Raw genomic sequence first — 15,847 nt, 5'->3', positions numbered from 1 at the left:
GGACCGCCCGGTGAACCAGACGTACGGCATCGCGGGCGTCACGGCCGTGGTCCTCGCCACGGTCCTCGTCGGCGCGCTCGGCCTGCGCGTCTCCCGCACCACCTCCGACTTCTACGTCGCCTCGCGCACCGTCGCCCCCCGGCTCAACGCCTGTGCGGTCAGCGGCGAGTACCTGTCCGCCGCCTCCTTCCTCGGCGTCGCCGGGCTCGTCCTCGCCCACGGCGTCGACATGCTCTGGTTCCCCATCGGCTACACCGCCGGGTTCCTGGTGCTGCTGGCCTTCGTCGCCGCCCCGCTGCGCCGCTCCGGTGCCTACACCCTGCCCGACTTCGCCGAGGCCCGGCTGGAGTCGCGGGCCGTGCGCGGCATCGCCGGCGTCCTCGTCGTCGGCATCGGCTGGCTGTACCTGCTGCCCCAGCTGCGCGGCGCCGGCCTGACCCTCCGGCTGCTCACCGGCGCGCCCGGCTGGCTCGGCGGCCTGATCGTCGCCGTCGTGGTGACCGGGGCCGTCGCGGCGGGCGGCATGCGCAGCATCACCTTCGTCCAGGCCTTCCAGTACTGGCTCAAACTGACGGCTCTGCTGGTGCCGGCGGCCTTCCTGCTGCTCGCCTGGCGCGCCGACCACACCCCGGCCGCCGTCTGGGACGACCGACCCCTCTTCCAGCGCGCCACCGAGGTACGCCTCGACGCGCCGCTCACCCTCACCGTGCGCGAACCGGTCCGGGTCACCGTCTCCGGCACCCTCGACGGCCGCCCGCTGCACGGGAGTTCGCTACGGCTGGCGGAGGGCCGGCACCGGGCCGGCCCGGACACCACGCTGCGCTTCCCGGCCGGCGCCCGCGTCCCGCTGTCCGACCGCACCACCTCATCCAGCTGGGCCGAACCGCTCTCGGCCGGCCATGACCGGCACGGCCTGTACGCCACCTACGGGCTGATCCTCGCCACCTTCCTCGGCACCATGGGCCTGCCGCACGTCGTCGTCCGCTTCTACACCAACCCCGACGGCCGCGCCGCCCGCCGCACCACCGTGATCGTCCTCGCCCTGCTCGGCGCCTTCTACCTGCTCGTCCCCCTGTACGGCGTGCTCGGCCGGCTGTACGCCCCCGACCTGCTGCTCACCGGCGACACCGACGCGGCGGTGCTGATGCTGCCGCAGCGTCTGGTCGGCGGGGTCGGCGGCGACCTGCTCGGCGCGCTGGTGGCCGGCGGCGCCTGCGCGGCGTTCCTGTCCACGGCCTCCGGGCTGACCATGTCGGTGGCCGGGGTGCTCGCCCAGGACGTGCTGCCCACGCTCGGCATCCGGCACGTGCGCCACTTCCGGTTGGCCACACTGCCCGCGATCGCGGTGCCCACCGCCGCGGGCACGGTGGCCGGCGACCTGCCGGTGGCCGACGCGGTCGGGCTCGCCTTCGCGGTGTCCGCCTCCTCGTTCTGCCCACTTCTCGTCCTCGGCATCTGGTGGCGCGGCCTGACCCCGCCGGGCGCGATCGCCGGCCTGCTGCTCGGCGGCGGCTCGGCGCTCACCGCGGTGACGGTCACCATCGCCGGTGGCGCCCGCTCGGGCTGGCCGCACACCCTGCTCGCCTGGCCGGCGGTCTGGTCCGTACCCGTCGGCTTCGCCGCCATGGTCCTTGTCTCCCTCAGCACCCGCCACCGCCTCCCCCCGAACACCGCCACGACCATGGCCCGCCTCCACCTCCCCGAGCCCCGCACCCCGTGAAGGAGCCGGCCGCCATGTACACCAACCCCCGGCCCCCAGCGCCTCGTACCGGCCGCACGCGGCAGCCGCACCCCGCCCGGCCGGGGGACCGTTCATGACCGCCCTCGCCGTCGCCGTCCTCGTGCTGGCCGCGCTCGCCGTCTTCGCCCTGGGGGCCGCCCTCGGCCACGGTGCGGCCCGGCGGCAGCGGGAGTACGCGGCCGACGGCGACGCGGTCCGCGCGGCGTTCCACGTCCTGCACACCGCCTCGCTCGCGGCGGCGCCCCTGCGCTCGGGCCTGGCCCCCGACACCGCCCGCAAGGCGGCCCGCAGACTCCGCCCGCTGCTCGGCACCCCGGCCCTCGCCCTCGCGGTGCCCTCCGGCGGAGTCCTCGTCTGGGACGGCACCGCCGAACACCACCGCGACCAGCTCGCCGCCCACCTCACCGGGGCCCCCACCGCCCGCACCCGGGCGGTCCCGCTGCCCTGCGACGAGGACGGCTGCCCGGTCCGCTGGGCCCTCCTGGTCCCGCTCACGACGGGCGCCACCACCGCCGCCACCCTGGCCGTGCTCACCGCGGCCGAGGCCACCACCACCCTCGCGCGGGCCGCCGAGGAGGCGGCACGCCGGCTCGCGGTCGAGCTGGACCTCGCCGACCTGGACCGGGCCCGCGCCGGCGAGCACGAGGCCGAAGTGCGCGCCCTGCGCGCCCAGATCTCCCCGCACTTCATCTACAACTCCCTCGCGAGCATCGCCTCCTTCGTCCGCACCGACCCCGAACGCGCCCGCGAACTCCTCCAGGAATTCGCCGACTTCACCCGCTACTCCTTCCGCCGCGACGGCGACTTCACCACGCTCGCCGAGGAGTTGCGCTCCATCGAGCAGTACCTGGAACTCGCCCGCGCCCGCTTCGGCCCCCGGCTCCGGGTCACCCTGCGCGTCGCCCCCGAGGTGCTGCCGGTGACCCTGCCGTTCCTCTGTCTGCAACCCCTGGTCGAGAACGCCCTCAAGCACGGCCTGGAGGAGACCGTCGAGCGCAGCACCGTCACGATCGCCGCCGAGGACGAGGGCACCGAGGCCCGGGTGGTCGTCGAGGACAACGGCGTCGGCATGGAACCCGAACGCCTGCGCGCGATCCTGCGCGGCACGGCCGGCCCGGCCACCGGCATCGGCCTGAGCAACGTCGACCGCAGACTGCGCCAGGTCTACGGCGACGCCTACGGCCTCGTCATCGAGACGGGCGTCGGAGCCGGCACGAAGATCACCGTCCGCGTCCCGAAGTTCCGCCCCGGCGTCCAGGCACCACCGCCCTGACGGTCAGGCGGGGGAGCTGCCGACGGTCCGCGCGTGCGGCACCGGCCGGTCCGCCTGCGGGGGCGTGTGGGCCAGGAAGGTCGCGATGGTCCTCTCGGCTCCCTCGGCGGGCTCCAGCACCAGCCGCGCGGTGAGGGCGAACCCGGCCTGCCGCAGCAGCTCCGCGATCCGTCCCGGCGGCGTCCGGAGCGCCGAGCGAGAGGGCCGGCCACCGCACGTGGTCGAGCACGACACGGCCGTCGGCGGGGTCGTCGTAGGCGTCGACGGTGTGCCAGAGCCGGAACGCCTCGTCCGCCGGCCAGACGCCGGAGCGGAGTGCGTTCCCCCACACCAGTGAAATACCGGGCCCGGGGCCCCTCCGCCGAGGCACGCCCCGTTTCAACGCGGCACAGCGGGTACCAGCAGCCAGGTACCTGTACACGGATCGCCCGGGAGGTAGCTCATGGGCAAGCTGGGAGACATGGCGAACAAGGCCAAGGAGATGGCCAAGGGTCACCCCGACCAGGCCGACAAGGGGGTCGAGCGCGCGGAGCGGATGGTCGACGAGCGTACCGGCGACAAGTACGACACGCAGACCGACAAGGCCGCCGACGCGGTACGCCGCTCCTACGGCAGCGAGGGCACCACGGGGCACTGACCCCGCGCCCCCGTGACCGGGCCCCCGGCGTTCCGCGCCGGGGGCCCGGTCGTGCCGTTCGCGCGTGTCGGCAGGTGTCTCAACGGCCCGGTTCGGTGACCGTCCTCAGTCGGGCCGGTGCGGGGCGCCGGGCTCGGCGGTCTGCCGCTGCCGGTAGCGGTCCATGAACCGGAGCACGGCGATGACCGCGGCGATGGGCAGCAGCCAGTTGCACACGGTGGAGAGCCGCCGGTCGCCGGGATCGCCGGCCGCGATGAGATGGCACACGGTCATGAACGCGAACGCCACGCCCCACACGGCGGAGAAGACCACGTTCGTCCGCCTGAACCGCTCGGTGCCCCACAGCTCCCGGGGCACCACCCGGCGGGCGTACTGCGTGGTGAACGGCGCGAACGGCAGCGTCAGGAGGACGAACAGCGCCAGTGCCCCGGTCGCCATGGTCCGGCCGTAGTCGGCGATGATCTGCCGGCCGTGCGGTCCCGCCAGGAACGCGGCCACCGCCATGACGACGAACAGCCCGATCGCCAGCAGGTCCAGCGACAGCGGGGACCGGGCGACGAGCGACGGCCAGGCGATGACCAGCGCGGCCACGGCCGCACTCGCCGCCGCCCACTGCGGCGACGGGGCGGCGCGGTCGATCACCGCGAAGACCACCCAGGGGATCAGACTCACGAAGGGATTCCGCGTCGTTCCCATCCGCCGCCTCCCGCCACCGTTCACTTCAGCGTGAACCGCCGCGGGTCGGGCCGCAACAGGGGTCGGGGAGGGCGACCGGTCCGCATGGCGGGGGCTGCCAGACGGGCGGGGCCCGGGGCGGGGCCGCGATCCGGCCGCCGGCGCCAAGGCGGGCGATGTGCCGCCTCCGGTCGCCCCCGGCACGGTCGCCGGGCACGGGTGGGTCGACCCCGAGCACGGGACGCGCACCCGGCCGCTCGCCGTCCCCAACGTGCCTGACGATCCCGCCCGTTCATCGCCTCCCTCCGCCACCGCCCGCAGCGCCGTGACCGGGTCGTCCCCGCGTGCGGTGCCGCCGACCTCGGCCGCGTCGGCGGCCAGGTGCGCGGCGATCCTGACCGCCACGACCCGTCTCACCACCGTCCACCACGTGGGACGGCCCTTGGTGGGGTGCGGTGGGCTGCGGTAGAAATGGGCCCCATGAATCACGAGCCCTTGGTGCGACGCCTGGTCATCGACCTGTGCCGACGCGCGGCTCCGTGTTGTCGCTGAACCCGCGTTCCTGACGCTTCCCACCGGCCGGCGGTCCCGCCCGGCCGGTGACGCATGGCCCCCGCCGTCCGCGCCGGGGCCGTTCACTCCGCCCTGACCCCCGCGCTCAGGGCTGTCCGCTCACGTCGGCCGGCATCGGCTCCGCATGCTCCGGCGCTCCCTGGAGGCCGCCCCATGACCTCGGCAACACGTCCACGAGAAGCCGGCACCGGCAAGGCCGCGCGCTCCCGTCGAGCCCGTACGCCGGTCCGGGCACGCCGCGTCGCCCTGCCGTTCGGCTCGCTCCTGCTGTTCCTCGCCCTGTGGCAGTTGCTGGCCGCGAGCGGTACCTGGAGCGAGACGCTGGTCCCGCCGCCCGCCAAGGTGTGGGACGCCTTCGTCGACGTGTCCACCACGCACGACGGCGTACGGGGCTACAACGGCACCTACCTCGTCGAGCACCTCGGCATCAGCCTGCGGCGCATCGCGTTCGGAGCCGGCCTCGGCATCGCCGCCGGGGTGGTGTTCGGCCTGCTGATGGGAACCGTCGGCTGGATCCGCTCGCTGTTCGAGCCCTGGATCACGTTCCTGCGGACGCTGCCGCCGCTGGCGTACTTCTCCCTCCTCATCATCTGGCTGGGCATCAACGAGGAACCCAAGATCACCCTGCTCGCGGTGGCCGCCTTCCCGCCGGTGGCGGTGTCCACCACGACGGCCGTGGCCGCCGTACCGAGCAGCCTGGTCGAGGCGGCCCGCGCCCTCGGGGCCTCACGCTGGGACGTCGTCAAGGACGTCCTTGTCCCGTCCGCGCTGCCGGAGACGCTCACCGGTGTCCGGCTGGCCGTCGGCGTGGCCTACTCCTCGCTCGTCGCCGCCGAACTGGTCAACGGGCTGCCCGGCATCGGCGGCATGGTCAAGGACGCCGCCAACTACAACAACACCCCGGTCGTGCTCGTCGGCATCATCGCCATCGGCGTCTCCGGACTGGTCATCGACGGCCTGCTGCTGCGCCTGGAACGCGCCGTCGTCCCGTGGCGCGGCCGGGTGTGACCGGCCTGCCCCTTCCCGTCTCCTCATCACACAGAGCACGCTCCCTCCCCTTGCACAGAAACGGCCCCGCCATGTCCCGCGTTCCCCACGGCCCCTCCCGCCGGCTGCTGCTCGCCGGCGCGCTCGCCGCCGCCTCCGCGGCCGTCACCGGCTGCTCGTCGGGCGGCGATGATTCCTCGGGCGGCGCCAAGCGCCTGCGCATCGGCTACTTCGCCTTCCCGAGCGGCGACCTGATCGTGAAGCACGGGAAGCTGCTGGAGAAGGCCCTGCCCGGCTACACGATCACGTGGATCAAGTTCGATTCGGGGGCCAGTGTCAACCAGGCCTTCATCGGCAAGTCCCTCGACATCGCCGCGCTCGGCTCCAGCCCGTTCGCCCGGGGCCTGTCGGGCTCCTCGCCGATCCCCTACAAGGTCGCCTGGATCCTCGACGTGGCCGGTGACAACGAGGCGCTCGTCGCCCGCAAGAGCACCGGCGTCTTTGACGTCGCCGGCCTCAGAGGCAGGACCGTCGCCACCCCCTTCGCCTCCACCTCGCACTACAGCCTGCTCGCGGCACTGGACACGGCCGGTCTGAAGGCGTCCGACGTCAAGCTCGTCGACCTGCAACCGCAGGCGATCCTCGCCGCCTGGCAGCGCGGCGACATCGACGCCGCCTACGTCTGGCTGCCCACCCTGGACGAGCTGCGCAAGACCGGCAGGCAGCTCACCAGCAGCAAGCGGATCGGCGCCGAGGGCAAGCCGACCCTGGACCTGGCCGTCGTGTCGGACGACCTGATCGCCCGGGACCCGAAGGCGATCGACGCCTGGCGCAAGGCCGAGGCCGAGGCGCTACGGCTCCTCAAGTCCGACCCCGACGGAGCGGTCAAGGCCGTCTCGGCCGAGCTGGGCATCAGCGCGGCGGACGCCAAGGCCCAGCTCGCGCAGGGGGTGTTCCTCACCCCGGAGCAGGTGACCTCCGCCGACTGGCTGGGCACCGACGGCGACCCCGGCAAGCTGCGGTCCTACGTCAGCGACACCGCCGCGTTCCTGGCCGGCCAGAAGCAGATCGACGCCGCGCCCTCCGCGGACGCCGTCCGCGAGGCCTTCTACCTCAAGGGGCTGCCCGATGTCCTCAAGTGACACGACGTCCTCAAGTGAGACGACGCCCTCAAGTGAGACGACGCCCTCAAGTGAGACGACGTCCGCGAGCGAGACAACGTCGCCCGGGGACACGATCACGGCCGCCGCGAGCGGGCCGGCCGGGTCCGACGGCGCCGTCCGGCTCGACGGCGTCGTCCACCGCTACGGCCGGGGCGGCGAGACCGTCACCGCCGTGGGGCCCGTCGACCTGACCGTGCCCGCCGGCGAGTTCCTGGTCCTGGTCGGCGCCTCCGGATGCGGCAAGAGCACGCTGCTGCGCCTGATCGCCGGGTTCGAGCGGCCCACCGAGGGCGGCGTGCGGGTCTCCGGCGCCCCGCCGAGGCCCGGCGCGACGGCCGGGGTGGTGTTCCAGACGCCGAGGCTGTTCCCCTGGCGGACCGTGCGCGGCAACATCGACCTGGCCCTGCGGTACGCCGGTGTCGACCGCGCCCACTGGCCCGAGCACCGGGCGCGGCTGCTGGCCCGGGTCGGTCTGGAGGGCACGGAGAAGCGGCGCACCTGGGAGATCTCCGGCGGCCAGCAGCAGCGCGTCGCGATCGCCCGCGCCCTGGCCGCCGAGAACCCGCTCCTGCTGCTGGACGAGCCGTTCGCGGCGCTGGACGCGCTGACCCGGGAACGCCTCCAGGAGGACGTCCGCCGGGTGGCCGCGCAGACCGGGAGCACCACGGTGTTCGTGACCCACTCGGCCGAGGAGGCGGTGTTCCTCGGTTCCCGCATCGTCGTACTGACCAAGGGACCCGGAACCGTGGCCCTTGACCTGCCGATCGACCTGCCGCGCGGCGATGTCGACGCCGAAGAGCTGCGGGCGTCACGGGAGTTCGCCGAGCTGCGGGCCCGGGTCTCCCACGCGGTGAAGGCCGCGGCAGCCGCCTGACCCGCCCGCACCCGGCGAGCGGAACGCCGTACCCCGGCGGGAAACCGAAGACCCGAGCAGAAACCGAAGACCCGAGCAGGAAACCTACGGAAGGACAAGCCCGTGAGCATCGTCAGTGTCCGGACCGAAGCGGAACGGCTGCCGATCACACCGCTCGGCCCGGGTTTCGGCGCCGAGATCCACGGCGTCGACCTCGGCCGTCTCGACGACGACCAGGTCCGCGCGCTCCGCGAGGCGCTCGTGCGGTACAAGGTGCTGTTCGTCCGCGGCCAGGGTGGCCTCGACGACGCCGCGCAGATCGACTTCGGCCGGCGCCTGGGCGAGGTCACCGTCGGGCACCCGGTCCACGACTCCGGGGACGTGGCGCCCGAGGTGTACTCCCTGGACAGCCAGGACAACGGCTTCGCCGACGTGTGGCACACCGACGTGACGTTCGTCGAGAAGCCGCCCGCGATCTCCGTCCTGCGGGCCGTGGTGCTGCCGCCCACCGGCGGTGACACCAACTGGGCCGACAGCCAGCTCGCCTACGAGTCGCTGTCGCCGGGCCTGCGGGCCCACATCGACACCCTCACCGCCGTCCACGACGGCACCCGCGAGTTCGGCTACTACCTGGCCCAGCGCCGCAAGGGCCGCGGCAACCTCTGGGAGGGCGAGGTGTTCACCGAACTCAAGCCGGTGGAGCACCCGGTGGTGCGGGTCCACCCGGAGAGCGGACGCAAGGGCCTGTTCGTCAACCCGGGCTTCACCTCGCACATCACCGGCGTCTCCGAGCACGAGAGCCGGGGCATCCTCGACATCCTCTACGCCCACCTCACCAAGCCGGAACACGTCGTACGCCACCGCTGGCGGCCCGGCGACGTCGCCCTGTGGGACAACCGAAGCACCGCCCACTACGCCAACCGCGACTACGGCGACCAGCACCGCGTCATGCACCGCATCACCCTGCGCGGGGACACCCCGGTCGGCCCCGGCCCCGTCCGGTAGACGCCGTCCGCCGGGGCGGGGGAGGACGGATCAGCCGGGGCTGGAGCGGCCGTGCCGCCAGTAGCCGTAGAAGGCGACGTCCGGCTTCGGCACGCCCCGCTCGCGCACCAGATGCCGGCGCACTCCGGTGGCCAGGCCGGACTCGCCGGCGACCCAGGTGTAGCAGCGGTCCCGCGGCAGGTCGGCGTCCCTGACCGCGTCGAGGGCGAGCCGGCCCGGGAGCCCGGAGCCGCCGTCCCGGGCCAGCCAGTGGACGCGGACGCCCTCGGGGGCGACGACGTCCGCGCGCACGTCCGACGCCTCGGGCACCTCCAGGAACACCTCGGCGACCAGGGAGCCGGGCGCGTCCTCCAAGATGGCGAGCACCGCGGGTACGGCGCTCTCGTCCGCGACGAGCACCTGCGCCGCCACGTCGGGCGGCGGCAGGTAGGTGCGGCCGATGTCGAAGATGCCGGCGGGGTCGCCGGGGCGGGCGTTGAGCGCCCAGTCGCAGGCGGGGGTGTCCCCGTGCAACGCGAACTCGACGTCCAGTTCACCGAGTTCGGGCCGCACCCGGCGCACGGTGTAGTTGCGCACCCACGGCCGGCGCGACTTCGGCAGCAGCATGACCTGCGCCATCCACGCCTCGTTGGAGAGCGTGGGCATGGTGAGACCGGTCTGCCCCGCGCGGGGGAAGAAGAGCCGTACGGCCTGGTCGAACCCGGTGGGCACCAGGTGCTCCAGCTCGGGACCGCCGAGCGTGACGGTGGCGAAGCCGGGCGTGGTCCGGGTGGTCCGCCGCACCTCCAGCGTGATCATGCGCCGGGACACGGGCGTCTGCACCTTGGGCAGCATGGTGGTGGAAATTCCCTTCACGGGGCGACAAGTTCACAGGTTCACGGGTTCACAGATTCACGAGTTCACGGATTCGCGGGTTCACAGGTCCAGGACGAGCCGCGGCGACAGCGCCCGGGACACGCACGGGTACATCCGGCCCTCGGGGCCCGAGATGTCGTCCCGGTGCTCGGGTACGCCGTCCAGGACGGCGACCTCGCAGCTGCCGCAGACGCCTTCGCGGCACCCGGAGGGCAGGGGGTGCCCGGCGTGGGCGAGGGCGTCCAGCAGCGACTCGTCGGCCGGCACGGCGACGGTGTCCCCGGACCGGGCGCAGACCGCCTCGAACGCCGTGTCGGGGCCGAACGTCCGGGCCACCGGCTGGAACCGCTCGGCGTGCAGCCGGCCGGCGGGGAACGCGGCGTCGGCCGCCGCCAGCATGGCCGCCGGGCCGCAGCAGTAGACCAGCGTGCCGGCCTCCAGACCGGCCGCGAGGGCGGCGAGGTCCGGCCTGCCCTGCCGCCCGGTCTCCACGATCCGCACCCGGTCGCCATGGCGGCGCCGCAGTTCGTCGGCGAAGGGCATACGGTCCGCCGACGGCCCCGCGTACACCAGGGTCGCGGGCAGCCCGGCGGCCGTCACCGCGCGCAGCATCGGCAGCAGGGGCGTGATGCCGATCCCGCCGGCGAGGAACAGGTACCGGGGTGCGGCGACCAGCGGGAAGTGGTTGCGGGGCGGCGAGACCGGCAGGGTGCGTCCCGGCCGCAGGAACCGGTGCACGTACTCCGAGCCGCCCCGGCTGAGCGGGTCGTACCGGACGGCGACGCGGTAGGCGTGCCGGTCGGCGGGGTCCCCGCACAACGAGTACTGCCGGGTGAGCCAGTTGGGCAGGGACAGGTCCACATGGGCGCCGGGCTCCCAGGGGGCCAGCTCCCCGGCGGCGGCGCGCAGGGTGAGGGCGACGACGTCCTCGGCGACGCGGTCGATGTGCTCGACGACGGTCTGTTGCATCGGTGCTTCCTCTGTCGGGCCGGTGCGGCCCGGTCGGTCAGTAGAGCTTGCGGTAGCTGTCCTCCACGGCCGCTTCGAGCAGCCCCGGATCCACGTCGGCGCCGAACTGCGCCGCGGCGATCTCGCCCATCGAGGGCATCTCCTCGGCGAGGGCCCGGCTCGCGGGGTCCCACAGCCGGGACCGCAGCAGCGCGCGACCGCAGTGGAAGTAGACCTCGGCGACCTCCACGACGATCGCCAGCTCCGGCTTCCTGGCCTCGGTGCGCATCCGCACCAGCACGTCGGGCTCGTCGGTGACGTAACCGCTGCCGTTGACGCGCAGCACCTCCCGCACACCGGGGATCAGGAAGCACAGGCCGACGCCGTCGTTCTCGGCGAGGTTGCGGAAGGAGTCGGCGATCTTGTTGCCGGGGCGGTCGGGGAGCGCGAGGGTGCGCTCGTCCAGCACCTTCACGAAGCCCGGGTAGTCGCCGCGGGGCGAGCAGTCGGCCCGCCCGGCCGCGTCCGCCGTGGCCATCGCCAGGAACGGCGAGTGGGCGATGAACTGCCGGAAGTAGTTGTCGATACGGTCCTTCACCTTGGCCCGGACCATGGCCTCGGGCTGCCCGATCCGGGCCCGCACCTCCTCCGGGGAGACCCGGCGAGGACGCGTGGGGGCATGTGTCATGACACCTTCCTCACAACAGGGGCGACGGCCCACGGCAACGGCCACTCGGGCCCGCATCGCCGCAGCTCATGGCAGTATTGTGAGTAATTGCTCAGGTCGCGCGCTACTCGCTTTTCGCGCCCCGCACCGGAGGTGTCATGACGTCCGACCGCCGTGGACTCCAGCCACGTAAACAGCCCCGTCAGGTGCGGGCCGAGCTGACCCGGCAGCGCATCCTCGACGCCGCTGCTCACGTTTTCGCCGAGTACGGGTACGCGGCGGGGACCACCAACCGCATCGCCGAGCGGGCCCGGGTGTCCATCGGCTCGCTGTACCAGTACTACCCGAACAAGGACGCGATTCTGGTCGAGCTGCTGACCCGGCACCTCGACGCCGGCATGGACGCCGCCCCACTGGACCAGGACGAGTTCCTCTCGGAGCCCATCGAGGACGTGATCCGCCGGCACGTGCGCGGAGCGCTCCGGAACCACAGGGACGACCCGCAGTTGCTCCGCGTGATGATGGAACAGGGGCCCCGCGCCCCGGAGTTGCTGGAACGCATCGCCCAGGACGAACGCAGACGCATCGCTTACGCCCGCCGACTGCTGCGCACCCACCCCGAGGTCCGGGTCGCCGATGTCGACGTCGCCGCCCGACTCGTCGTCTCCACGGTGGAGATGGTGGTGCACCGCGTGATGGCGGGCCCCGGCGAGGTCGACGTCACCCGTTTCGAGAACGAACTGGTCACCATGCTCACCGGGTACCTGACGGGCGGCCCGGGTACGTCACCCGAGCCGTCGCGGAGCCGGGAGTGCCGGGGGACAGGTCCTTCCCTCTGACCATCCTCTCCCGCTCCACCGGTCGGCGCGGCCGGAGCGCCCGTGCCGGTCCCGCCCTGGAGATGCGGTACCCGGCACGTGCTGGATACGCTCGCTGAGTGGCGGGGCACCCTGGTACCCGGCCGGCCCCGCGCATCAACCGCCCCGATGTCGACAGGTTCCACCCTGGCACGGGAGGAAGGGTCGCGATGAGGTTCACCCGCATGCGTACAGCGAAGGCCACTGCGGCGGTGCTTGTCGCCATCCCGTTCTCACTCGGAGGTCTGGCGTCGCAGGGCCACGCGCAGGACGCGTCCCCCAGCCCGTCCGGCACGTTCGGCTGGTCTCCGCCCTGGTCAGGGTGAACCTGGGCGACACCCTGGACGGGAAGTCCGACATCACCGTCTTCGCCCCCGACCAGAAGGCCTTCCAGAACGTGACGGCCTCGCAGCTCTCCTCGCTGCTCGGCAACCAGGGGCAGCTGAAGAAGGTGCTGACCTACCACGTCGTGGACAAGCGGATCACCCCCGACCAGCTCTCCAAGGGCTCCTTCACGACGGTGGAAGGGAGCAAACTCACCACGTCGGGCTCGGGTTCCGACTTCAAGGTCAACGGCAAGGCGAACATCGTCTGCGGCAACATCAAGGGCGCGAACGCCACCATCTACGTCGTGGACGGGGTCCTCCAGCCCCCGTCATGACCATGAGGCCTCACGCCACAACCGAAGGTGAGGGGCGATGATCGTGACGACGGCGTACATGCCGGAGGTGGCCTACACGCCCGTGGACCTCGCGGAGGCGCGCAGCAGACTGAGGACCGCCCGCTTCCTGCTCGTCGACATCGACCTGTCGTCCGAGGCCGTGGAGGAGGCCGCGGGGGAGTCCGTGGAGGAGGCTGCGGGGGAGGCCGAGCCGCTGGCACGCCTGCTCGGACTGGAACCGGAAGAGCTGGACTGGTTCCCGGTTCCACGTGTGGGTGAACGCCATCATCGACTCGATCGGCTACGACCCCGAGACCGACCCGAAGGAGGATCTGGACAACGGCGTACAGGCGACCAAGGACCTGCGCCAGTACCTCGGCGGCCTGCTGGAACAACGCCACGGACGCCCCGGCGACGACCTGCTGACACGGCTGGCCAACGACGACGGGCCCGACGGGCGGATGACCGACGACGAGATCGTCAGCACGGCCAACCTGCTGTTGATCGCCGGCCACGAGACCACCGTCAACCTCATCACCAGCGGCATGCTGACCCTGCTGCGCCACCCGCACGTGCTCCAGCGGCTGCGCGCCGAGCCGGACCTGGTCGTACCGCTGGTCGAGGAACTCCTGCGCTACGAACCCCCGGTGCACATCATCCCGTGGCGGGCGGCGTACAGCGACATCGCCGTCGCCGACACGGTCATCCCCAAGGGCTCGCAGATCATGCTCATGCTCGCCTCGGGCAGCCGCGATCCGGACCGCTTCCACGAGCCCGACCGCTTCGACCCCGATCGGCGGGACAACCAGCACCTGGGATTCGGCAGCGGCATCCACCTGTGTTTCGGCGGACCGATGGCCCGGCTGGAGACACAGATCGCGCTGACCGAGCTGGTACGCCGCCTCGACGAGCCCCGGCTGGTCACGGACCCACCGCCGTACCGGCCAAGTCCCGTTCTGCGCGGCCCGATCCACCTGCAGGTCGAGAGGAACGGCTGACCCGCCCCGGTCTCGCCGGCGTTGAGCAAGGAGGCAGACCATCGTGAACGCCACCGCAGACGGCATCCTCAAGGGCCAGAAGGCCCTGATCACCGGCGCCAATTCCGGAATCGGCAGGGCAACGGCCGTCGCACTCGGCCGGGCCGGCGCCGACGTCGTCGTGAACTACGTGGCCCGCCGCGAGGACGCCGAGAACGTGGTCGAGGAGATCACCTCCTTCGGCGTGCGCGCGGCCGCGTACGAGGCGGACGTGTCGAACGAGGACCAGGTCGTCGCCATGACGGACCGGATGATCGAGGAGTTCGGCACGATCGACATCCTGATCGCCAACGCCGGACTCCAGCGCGACGCGCCCGTCACGGACATGACCCTCGCCCAGTGGCAGAAGGTGCTGGACGTCAACCTGACGGGGCAGTTCCTGTGCGCCCGGGAGGCGACGAAGGAGTTTCTGCGGCGCGGGGTCGTCCCGGAGGTCTCCCGTGCCGCCGGAAAGATCATTTGCATGAGTTCCGTGCACCAGCTCATCCCGTGGGCAGGGCACGTCAACTACGCCTCGTCCAAAGGCGGTGTGCTGATGATGATGCAGACCCTGGCCCAGGAACTCGCACCCCGGCGCATCCGCGTGAACGCGGTCGCCCCGGGAGCCGTCAGGACACCGATCAACCGCAGCGCCTGGGAGACGCCCGAAGCCCGGGAGCAGCTGCTGCGGCTGATCCCCTATCAGCGCATCGGCGAACCCGAGGACATCGCCAACGCGGTCGTCGGTCTCGCCTCGGACCTCATGGACTACGTCGTGGGAACCACCCTCTACGTCAACGGCGGCATGACCCTCTTCCCCGGCTTCGCCACCGGCGGCTGACCTGCACCACCCCTACTCCGACGAGCGACGCCCGTTGTAGGCTGTCGAAACAGCCCTTGACCTGCTAAATCGCAGGCAGGGAGCCGACTTGTGGGAGTCTCGATGCTGCGCACGATGTTCAAGTCCAAGATCCACAGAGCCACCGTCACCCAGGCCGACCTGCACTACGTGGGATCGGTGACCATCGACGCCGACCTGCTCGACGCCGCCGACCTGCTGCCCGGCGAGCTGGTGCACATCGTCGACATCGACAACGGCGCCCGGCTGGAGACCTACGTCATCGAGGGCGAGCGCGGCTCCGGGGTGATCGGGATCAACGGCGCCGCCGCCCATCTCGTGCATCCCGGAGACCTGGTGATCATCATCAGCTACGCTCAGGTCTCCGATGCCGAGGCACGCGCGCTGCGGCCCCGGGTCGTCCATGTCGACGGTGACAACCGGATCGCGTCCCTCGGCGCCGACCCGGCCGAGCCGGTGCCCGGCTCCGACCAGCGGCGCAGCCCGCAGGCCGCGAGGGCCTGACGAGCGGGCCGGTATCCAGGGAGCGTGCGTGGCCATGAGCGAGACCGAGATCCGCGACGACCGGGCGGCGGGCCGCCTGGAGGCACTCGGCGAGGGCGAGGTCGTCGGCCGCGTCGAGTACTTCGTGCTGGAGGCGCCCGCGCGCGCCCTGGTGCCGGTGCACACCGTCGTCGAGCCGGCCCACGAGGGCAAGGGCATCGCCGGTTCCCTGGCCCGTGAGCTGTACGCCCTCGCCGAGCGCGAGGGCGTCCCCGTGGCTCCGCTGTGCCCGTACGTCGTCACGTGGGCCGAACGCCACCCCGACGTGGCCCCGCCGGCCGACCCCGCTCTGCTGTCGGCCGCGAAGGACTGGCTGCGCGCCCATCCCGACCGCTTCTGACCGGGTGAGTGGCCGAGCGGGGCCCGGGTAGGCGGGGGAGTAGTCCAGAGGTGACGTCCAGCGACGATCAGGAGGCACCGATGACGAGTCCGCAGCCCGGCCCCACTCCGCCGGATCCCTACCCGAGCCCGGTCCCGCCCCCACAGCCCGGCCCCGAGCCCACCCCACCGACCCCGGGCCCAGACCCCACCCCA

18 protein-coding genes are annotated in these 15,847 nt (G+C 72.6%); 13 read left to right on the top strand and 5 right to left on the bottom strand.

Going from position 1 to position 15,847, the window contains the following annotated elements:
* Nucleotides 1-10 precede the first annotated feature (10 nt).
* Together NX794_RS00090 and NX794_RS00085 are read left to right on the top strand one after the other, a co-directional pair.
* Nucleotides 11-1,720: a sodium/solute symporter gene (locus NX794_RS00090; protein ID WP_258775823.1), complete on the top strand. Its 1,710-nt coding sequence runs from the start codon at nt 11-13 to the stop codon at nt 1,718-1,720.
* 94 nt (nt 1,721-1,814) lie between these two features.
* A complete protein-coding gene (locus NX794_RS00085) occupies nt 1,815-3,014 on the top strand; it encodes a sensor histidine kinase (RefSeq protein WP_258775822.1) in 1,200 nt (399 codons plus the stop codon).
* A gap of 3 nt (nt 3,015-3,017) precedes the next feature.
* On the opposite strand, the gene NX794_RS00080 is transcribed toward NX794_RS00085, so the two are convergent.
* The gene (locus tag NX794_RS00080) at nt 3,018-3,248 is read right to left on the bottom strand and encodes a hypothetical protein (protein WP_258776413.1); all 231 of its coding nucleotides are present in this window, start codon (nt 3,246-3,248) and stop codon (nt 3,018-3,020) included.
* Nucleotides 3,249-3,456: 208 nt separating this feature from the next.
* Between NX794_RS00080 and NX794_RS00075 the strand changes: the two genes are divergently transcribed.
* Nucleotides 3,457-3,651, top strand: a complete 195-nt coding sequence (locus NX794_RS00075) for an antitoxin (RefSeq protein ID WP_258775821.1) — start codon at nt 3,457-3,459, stop codon at nt 3,649-3,651.
* 105 nt (nt 3,652-3,756) lie between these two features.
* Here the strand turns inward: NX794_RS00075 and NX794_RS00070 are convergent, their stop codons facing one another.
* Nucleotides 3,757-4,323 (bottom strand): hypothetical protein, encoded by a 567-nt coding sequence (locus NX794_RS00070; RefSeq protein ID WP_258775820.1) that lies wholly within the window; start codon nt 4,321-4,323, stop codon nt 3,757-3,759.
* Between the two features lie 729 nt (nt 4,324-5,052).
* On the opposite strand from NX794_RS00070, the gene NX794_RS00065 reads away from it, so the two are divergent.
* The 4 genes from NX794_RS00065 (at nt 5,053) to NX794_RS00050 (ending at nt 8,907) form a co-directional block, all read left to right on the top strand.
* Nucleotides 5,053-5,907: an ABC transporter permease gene (locus tag NX794_RS00065; RefSeq protein WP_258775819.1), complete on the top strand. Its 855-nt coding sequence runs from the start codon at nt 5,053-5,055 to the stop codon at nt 5,905-5,907.
* Between the two features lie 71 nt (nt 5,908-5,978).
* The gene (locus NX794_RS00060) at nt 5,979-7,028 is read left to right on the top strand and encodes a taurine ABC transporter substrate-binding protein (protein ID WP_258775818.1); all 1,050 of its coding nucleotides are present in this window, start codon (nt 5,979-5,981) and stop codon (nt 7,026-7,028) included.
* Nucleotides 7,015-7,923 (top strand): ABC transporter ATP-binding protein, encoded by a 909-nt coding sequence (locus NX794_RS00055; protein WP_258775817.1) that lies wholly within the window; start codon nt 7,015-7,017, stop codon nt 7,921-7,923. The genes NX794_RS00060 and NX794_RS00055 overlap by 14 nt, the downstream gene beginning before the upstream one ends.
* A gap of 102 nt (nt 7,924-8,025) precedes the next feature.
* Nucleotides 8,026-8,907: a TauD/TfdA dioxygenase family protein gene (locus NX794_RS00050; protein ID WP_258775816.1), complete on the top strand. Its 882-nt coding sequence runs from the start codon at nt 8,026-8,028 to the stop codon at nt 8,905-8,907.
* Nucleotides 8,908-8,937: 30 nt separating this feature from the next.
* On the opposite strand, the gene NX794_RS00045 is transcribed toward NX794_RS00050, so the two are convergent.
* The 3 genes from NX794_RS00045 to NX794_RS00035 all read right to left on the bottom strand — a co-directional run bounded on the left by NX794_RS00045 (nt 8,938) and on the right by NX794_RS00035 (nt 11,398).
* Nucleotides 8,938-9,705: a siderophore-interacting protein gene (locus NX794_RS00045; RefSeq protein WP_428985833.1), complete on the bottom strand. Its 768-nt coding sequence runs from the start codon at nt 9,703-9,705 to the stop codon at nt 8,938-8,940.
* 117 nt (nt 9,706-9,822) lie between these two features.
* Nucleotides 9,823-10,731 carry a PDR/VanB family oxidoreductase gene (locus NX794_RS00040; protein ID WP_258775815.1) on the bottom strand — a complete coding sequence of 303 codons (909 nt, stop codon included), beginning with the start codon at nt 10,729-10,731 and terminating at the stop codon, nt 9,823-9,825.
* 37 nt (nt 10,732-10,768) lie between these two features.
* Nucleotides 10,769-11,398, bottom strand: a complete 630-nt coding sequence (locus NX794_RS00035) for an MSMEG_1061 family FMN-dependent PPOX-type flavoprotein (protein WP_258775814.1) — start codon at nt 11,396-11,398, stop codon at nt 10,769-10,771.
* 137 nt (nt 11,399-11,535) lie between these two features.
* Here NX794_RS00035 and NX794_RS00030 point away from each other — a divergent pair, with 137 nt between their 5' ends.
* From NX794_RS00030 to NX794_RS00005, 6 genes are all read left to right on the top strand, one after another.
* Entirely contained in the window at nt 11,536-12,216 is a 681-nt protein-coding gene (locus NX794_RS00030) for a TetR/AcrR family transcriptional regulator (RefSeq protein WP_258775813.1), read from the top strand.
* Nucleotides 12,217-12,556: 340 nt separating this feature from the next.
* Nucleotides 12,557-12,895 carry a fasciclin domain-containing protein gene (locus NX794_RS00025; protein WP_258775812.1) on the top strand — a complete coding sequence of 113 codons (339 nt, stop codon included), beginning with the start codon at nt 12,557-12,559 and terminating at the stop codon, nt 12,893-12,895.
* 275 nt (nt 12,896-13,170) lie between these two features.
* A complete protein-coding gene (locus tag NX794_RS00020; protein ID WP_309505948.1) occupies nt 13,171-13,893 on the top strand; it encodes a cytochrome P450 in 723 nt (240 codons plus the stop codon).
* A 64-nt stretch (nt 13,894-13,957) separates the two neighbouring features.
* Nucleotides 13,958-14,752: an SDR family oxidoreductase gene (locus tag NX794_RS00015; protein WP_258776379.1), complete on the top strand. Its 795-nt coding sequence runs from the start codon at nt 13,958-13,960 to the stop codon at nt 14,750-14,752.
* 102 nt (nt 14,753-14,854) lie between these two features.
* Nucleotides 14,855-15,274: an aspartate 1-decarboxylase gene (gene panD, locus NX794_RS00010; protein ID WP_258776378.1), complete on the top strand. Its 420-nt coding sequence runs from the start codon at nt 14,855-14,857 to the stop codon at nt 15,272-15,274.
* A 34-nt stretch (nt 15,275-15,308) separates the two neighbouring features.
* Nucleotides 15,309-15,653, top strand: coding sequence for a GNAT family N-acetyltransferase (locus tag NX794_RS00005; RefSeq protein WP_258775811.1), 345 nt, complete (start codon nt 15,309-15,311; stop codon nt 15,651-15,653).
* Nucleotides 15,654-15,847: the final 194 nt, after the last annotated feature.

This window comes from Streptomyces pyxinicus, from assembly GCF_024753135.1.
GTDB lineage: Bacteria > Actinomycetota > Actinomycetes > Streptomycetales > Streptomycetaceae > Streptomyces > Streptomyces pyxinicus.
This window is presented reverse-complemented; position numbering and strand designations above follow the sequence as displayed.

What these genes read in the sequence shown, in the direction of transcription:
- NX794_RS00085 (WP_258775822.1), top strand. Translation starts at nt 1,815, where the DNA reads ATGACCGCCCTCGCCGTCGCCGTCCTCGTGCTGGCCGCGCTCGCCGTC.
- NX794_RS00075 (WP_258775821.1), top strand. Translation starts at nt 3,457, where the DNA reads ATGGGCAAGCTGGGAGACATGGCGAACAAGGCCAAGGAGATGGCCAAG.
- NX794_RS00065 (WP_258775819.1), top strand. Translation starts at nt 5,053, where the DNA reads ATGACCTCGGCAACACGTCCACGAGAAGCCGGCACCGGCAAGGCCGCG.
- NX794_RS00060 (WP_258775818.1), top strand. Translation starts at nt 5,979, where the DNA reads ATGTCCCGCGTTCCCCACGGCCCCTCCCGCCGGCTGCTGCTCGCCGGC.
- NX794_RS00055 (WP_258775817.1), top strand. Translation starts at nt 7,015, where the DNA reads ATGTCCTCAAGTGACACGACGTCCTCAAGTGAGACGACGCCCTCAAGT.
- NX794_RS00045 (WP_428985833.1), bottom strand. Translation starts at nt 9,705, where the DNA reads ATGATCACGCTGGAGGTGCGGCGGACCACCCGGACCACGCCCGGCTTC.
- NX794_RS00040 (WP_258775815.1), bottom strand. Translation starts at nt 10,731, where the DNA reads ATGCAACAGACCGTCGTCGAGCACATCGACCGCGTCGCCGAGGACGTC.
- NX794_RS00035 (WP_258775814.1), bottom strand. Translation starts at nt 11,398, where the DNA reads ATGACACATGCCCCCACGCGTCCTCGCCGGGTCTCCCCGGAGGAGGTG.
- NX794_RS00030 (WP_258775813.1), top strand. Translation starts at nt 11,536, where the DNA reads ATGACGTCCGACCGCCGTGGACTCCAGCCACGTAAACAGCCCCGTCAG.
- panD (WP_258776378.1), top strand. Translation starts at nt 14,855, where the DNA reads ATGCTGCGCACGATGTTCAAGTCCAAGATCCACAGAGCCACCGTCACC.
- NX794_RS00005 (WP_258775811.1), top strand. Translation starts at nt 15,309, where the DNA reads ATGAGCGAGACCGAGATCCGCGACGACCGGGCGGCGGGCCGCCTGGAG.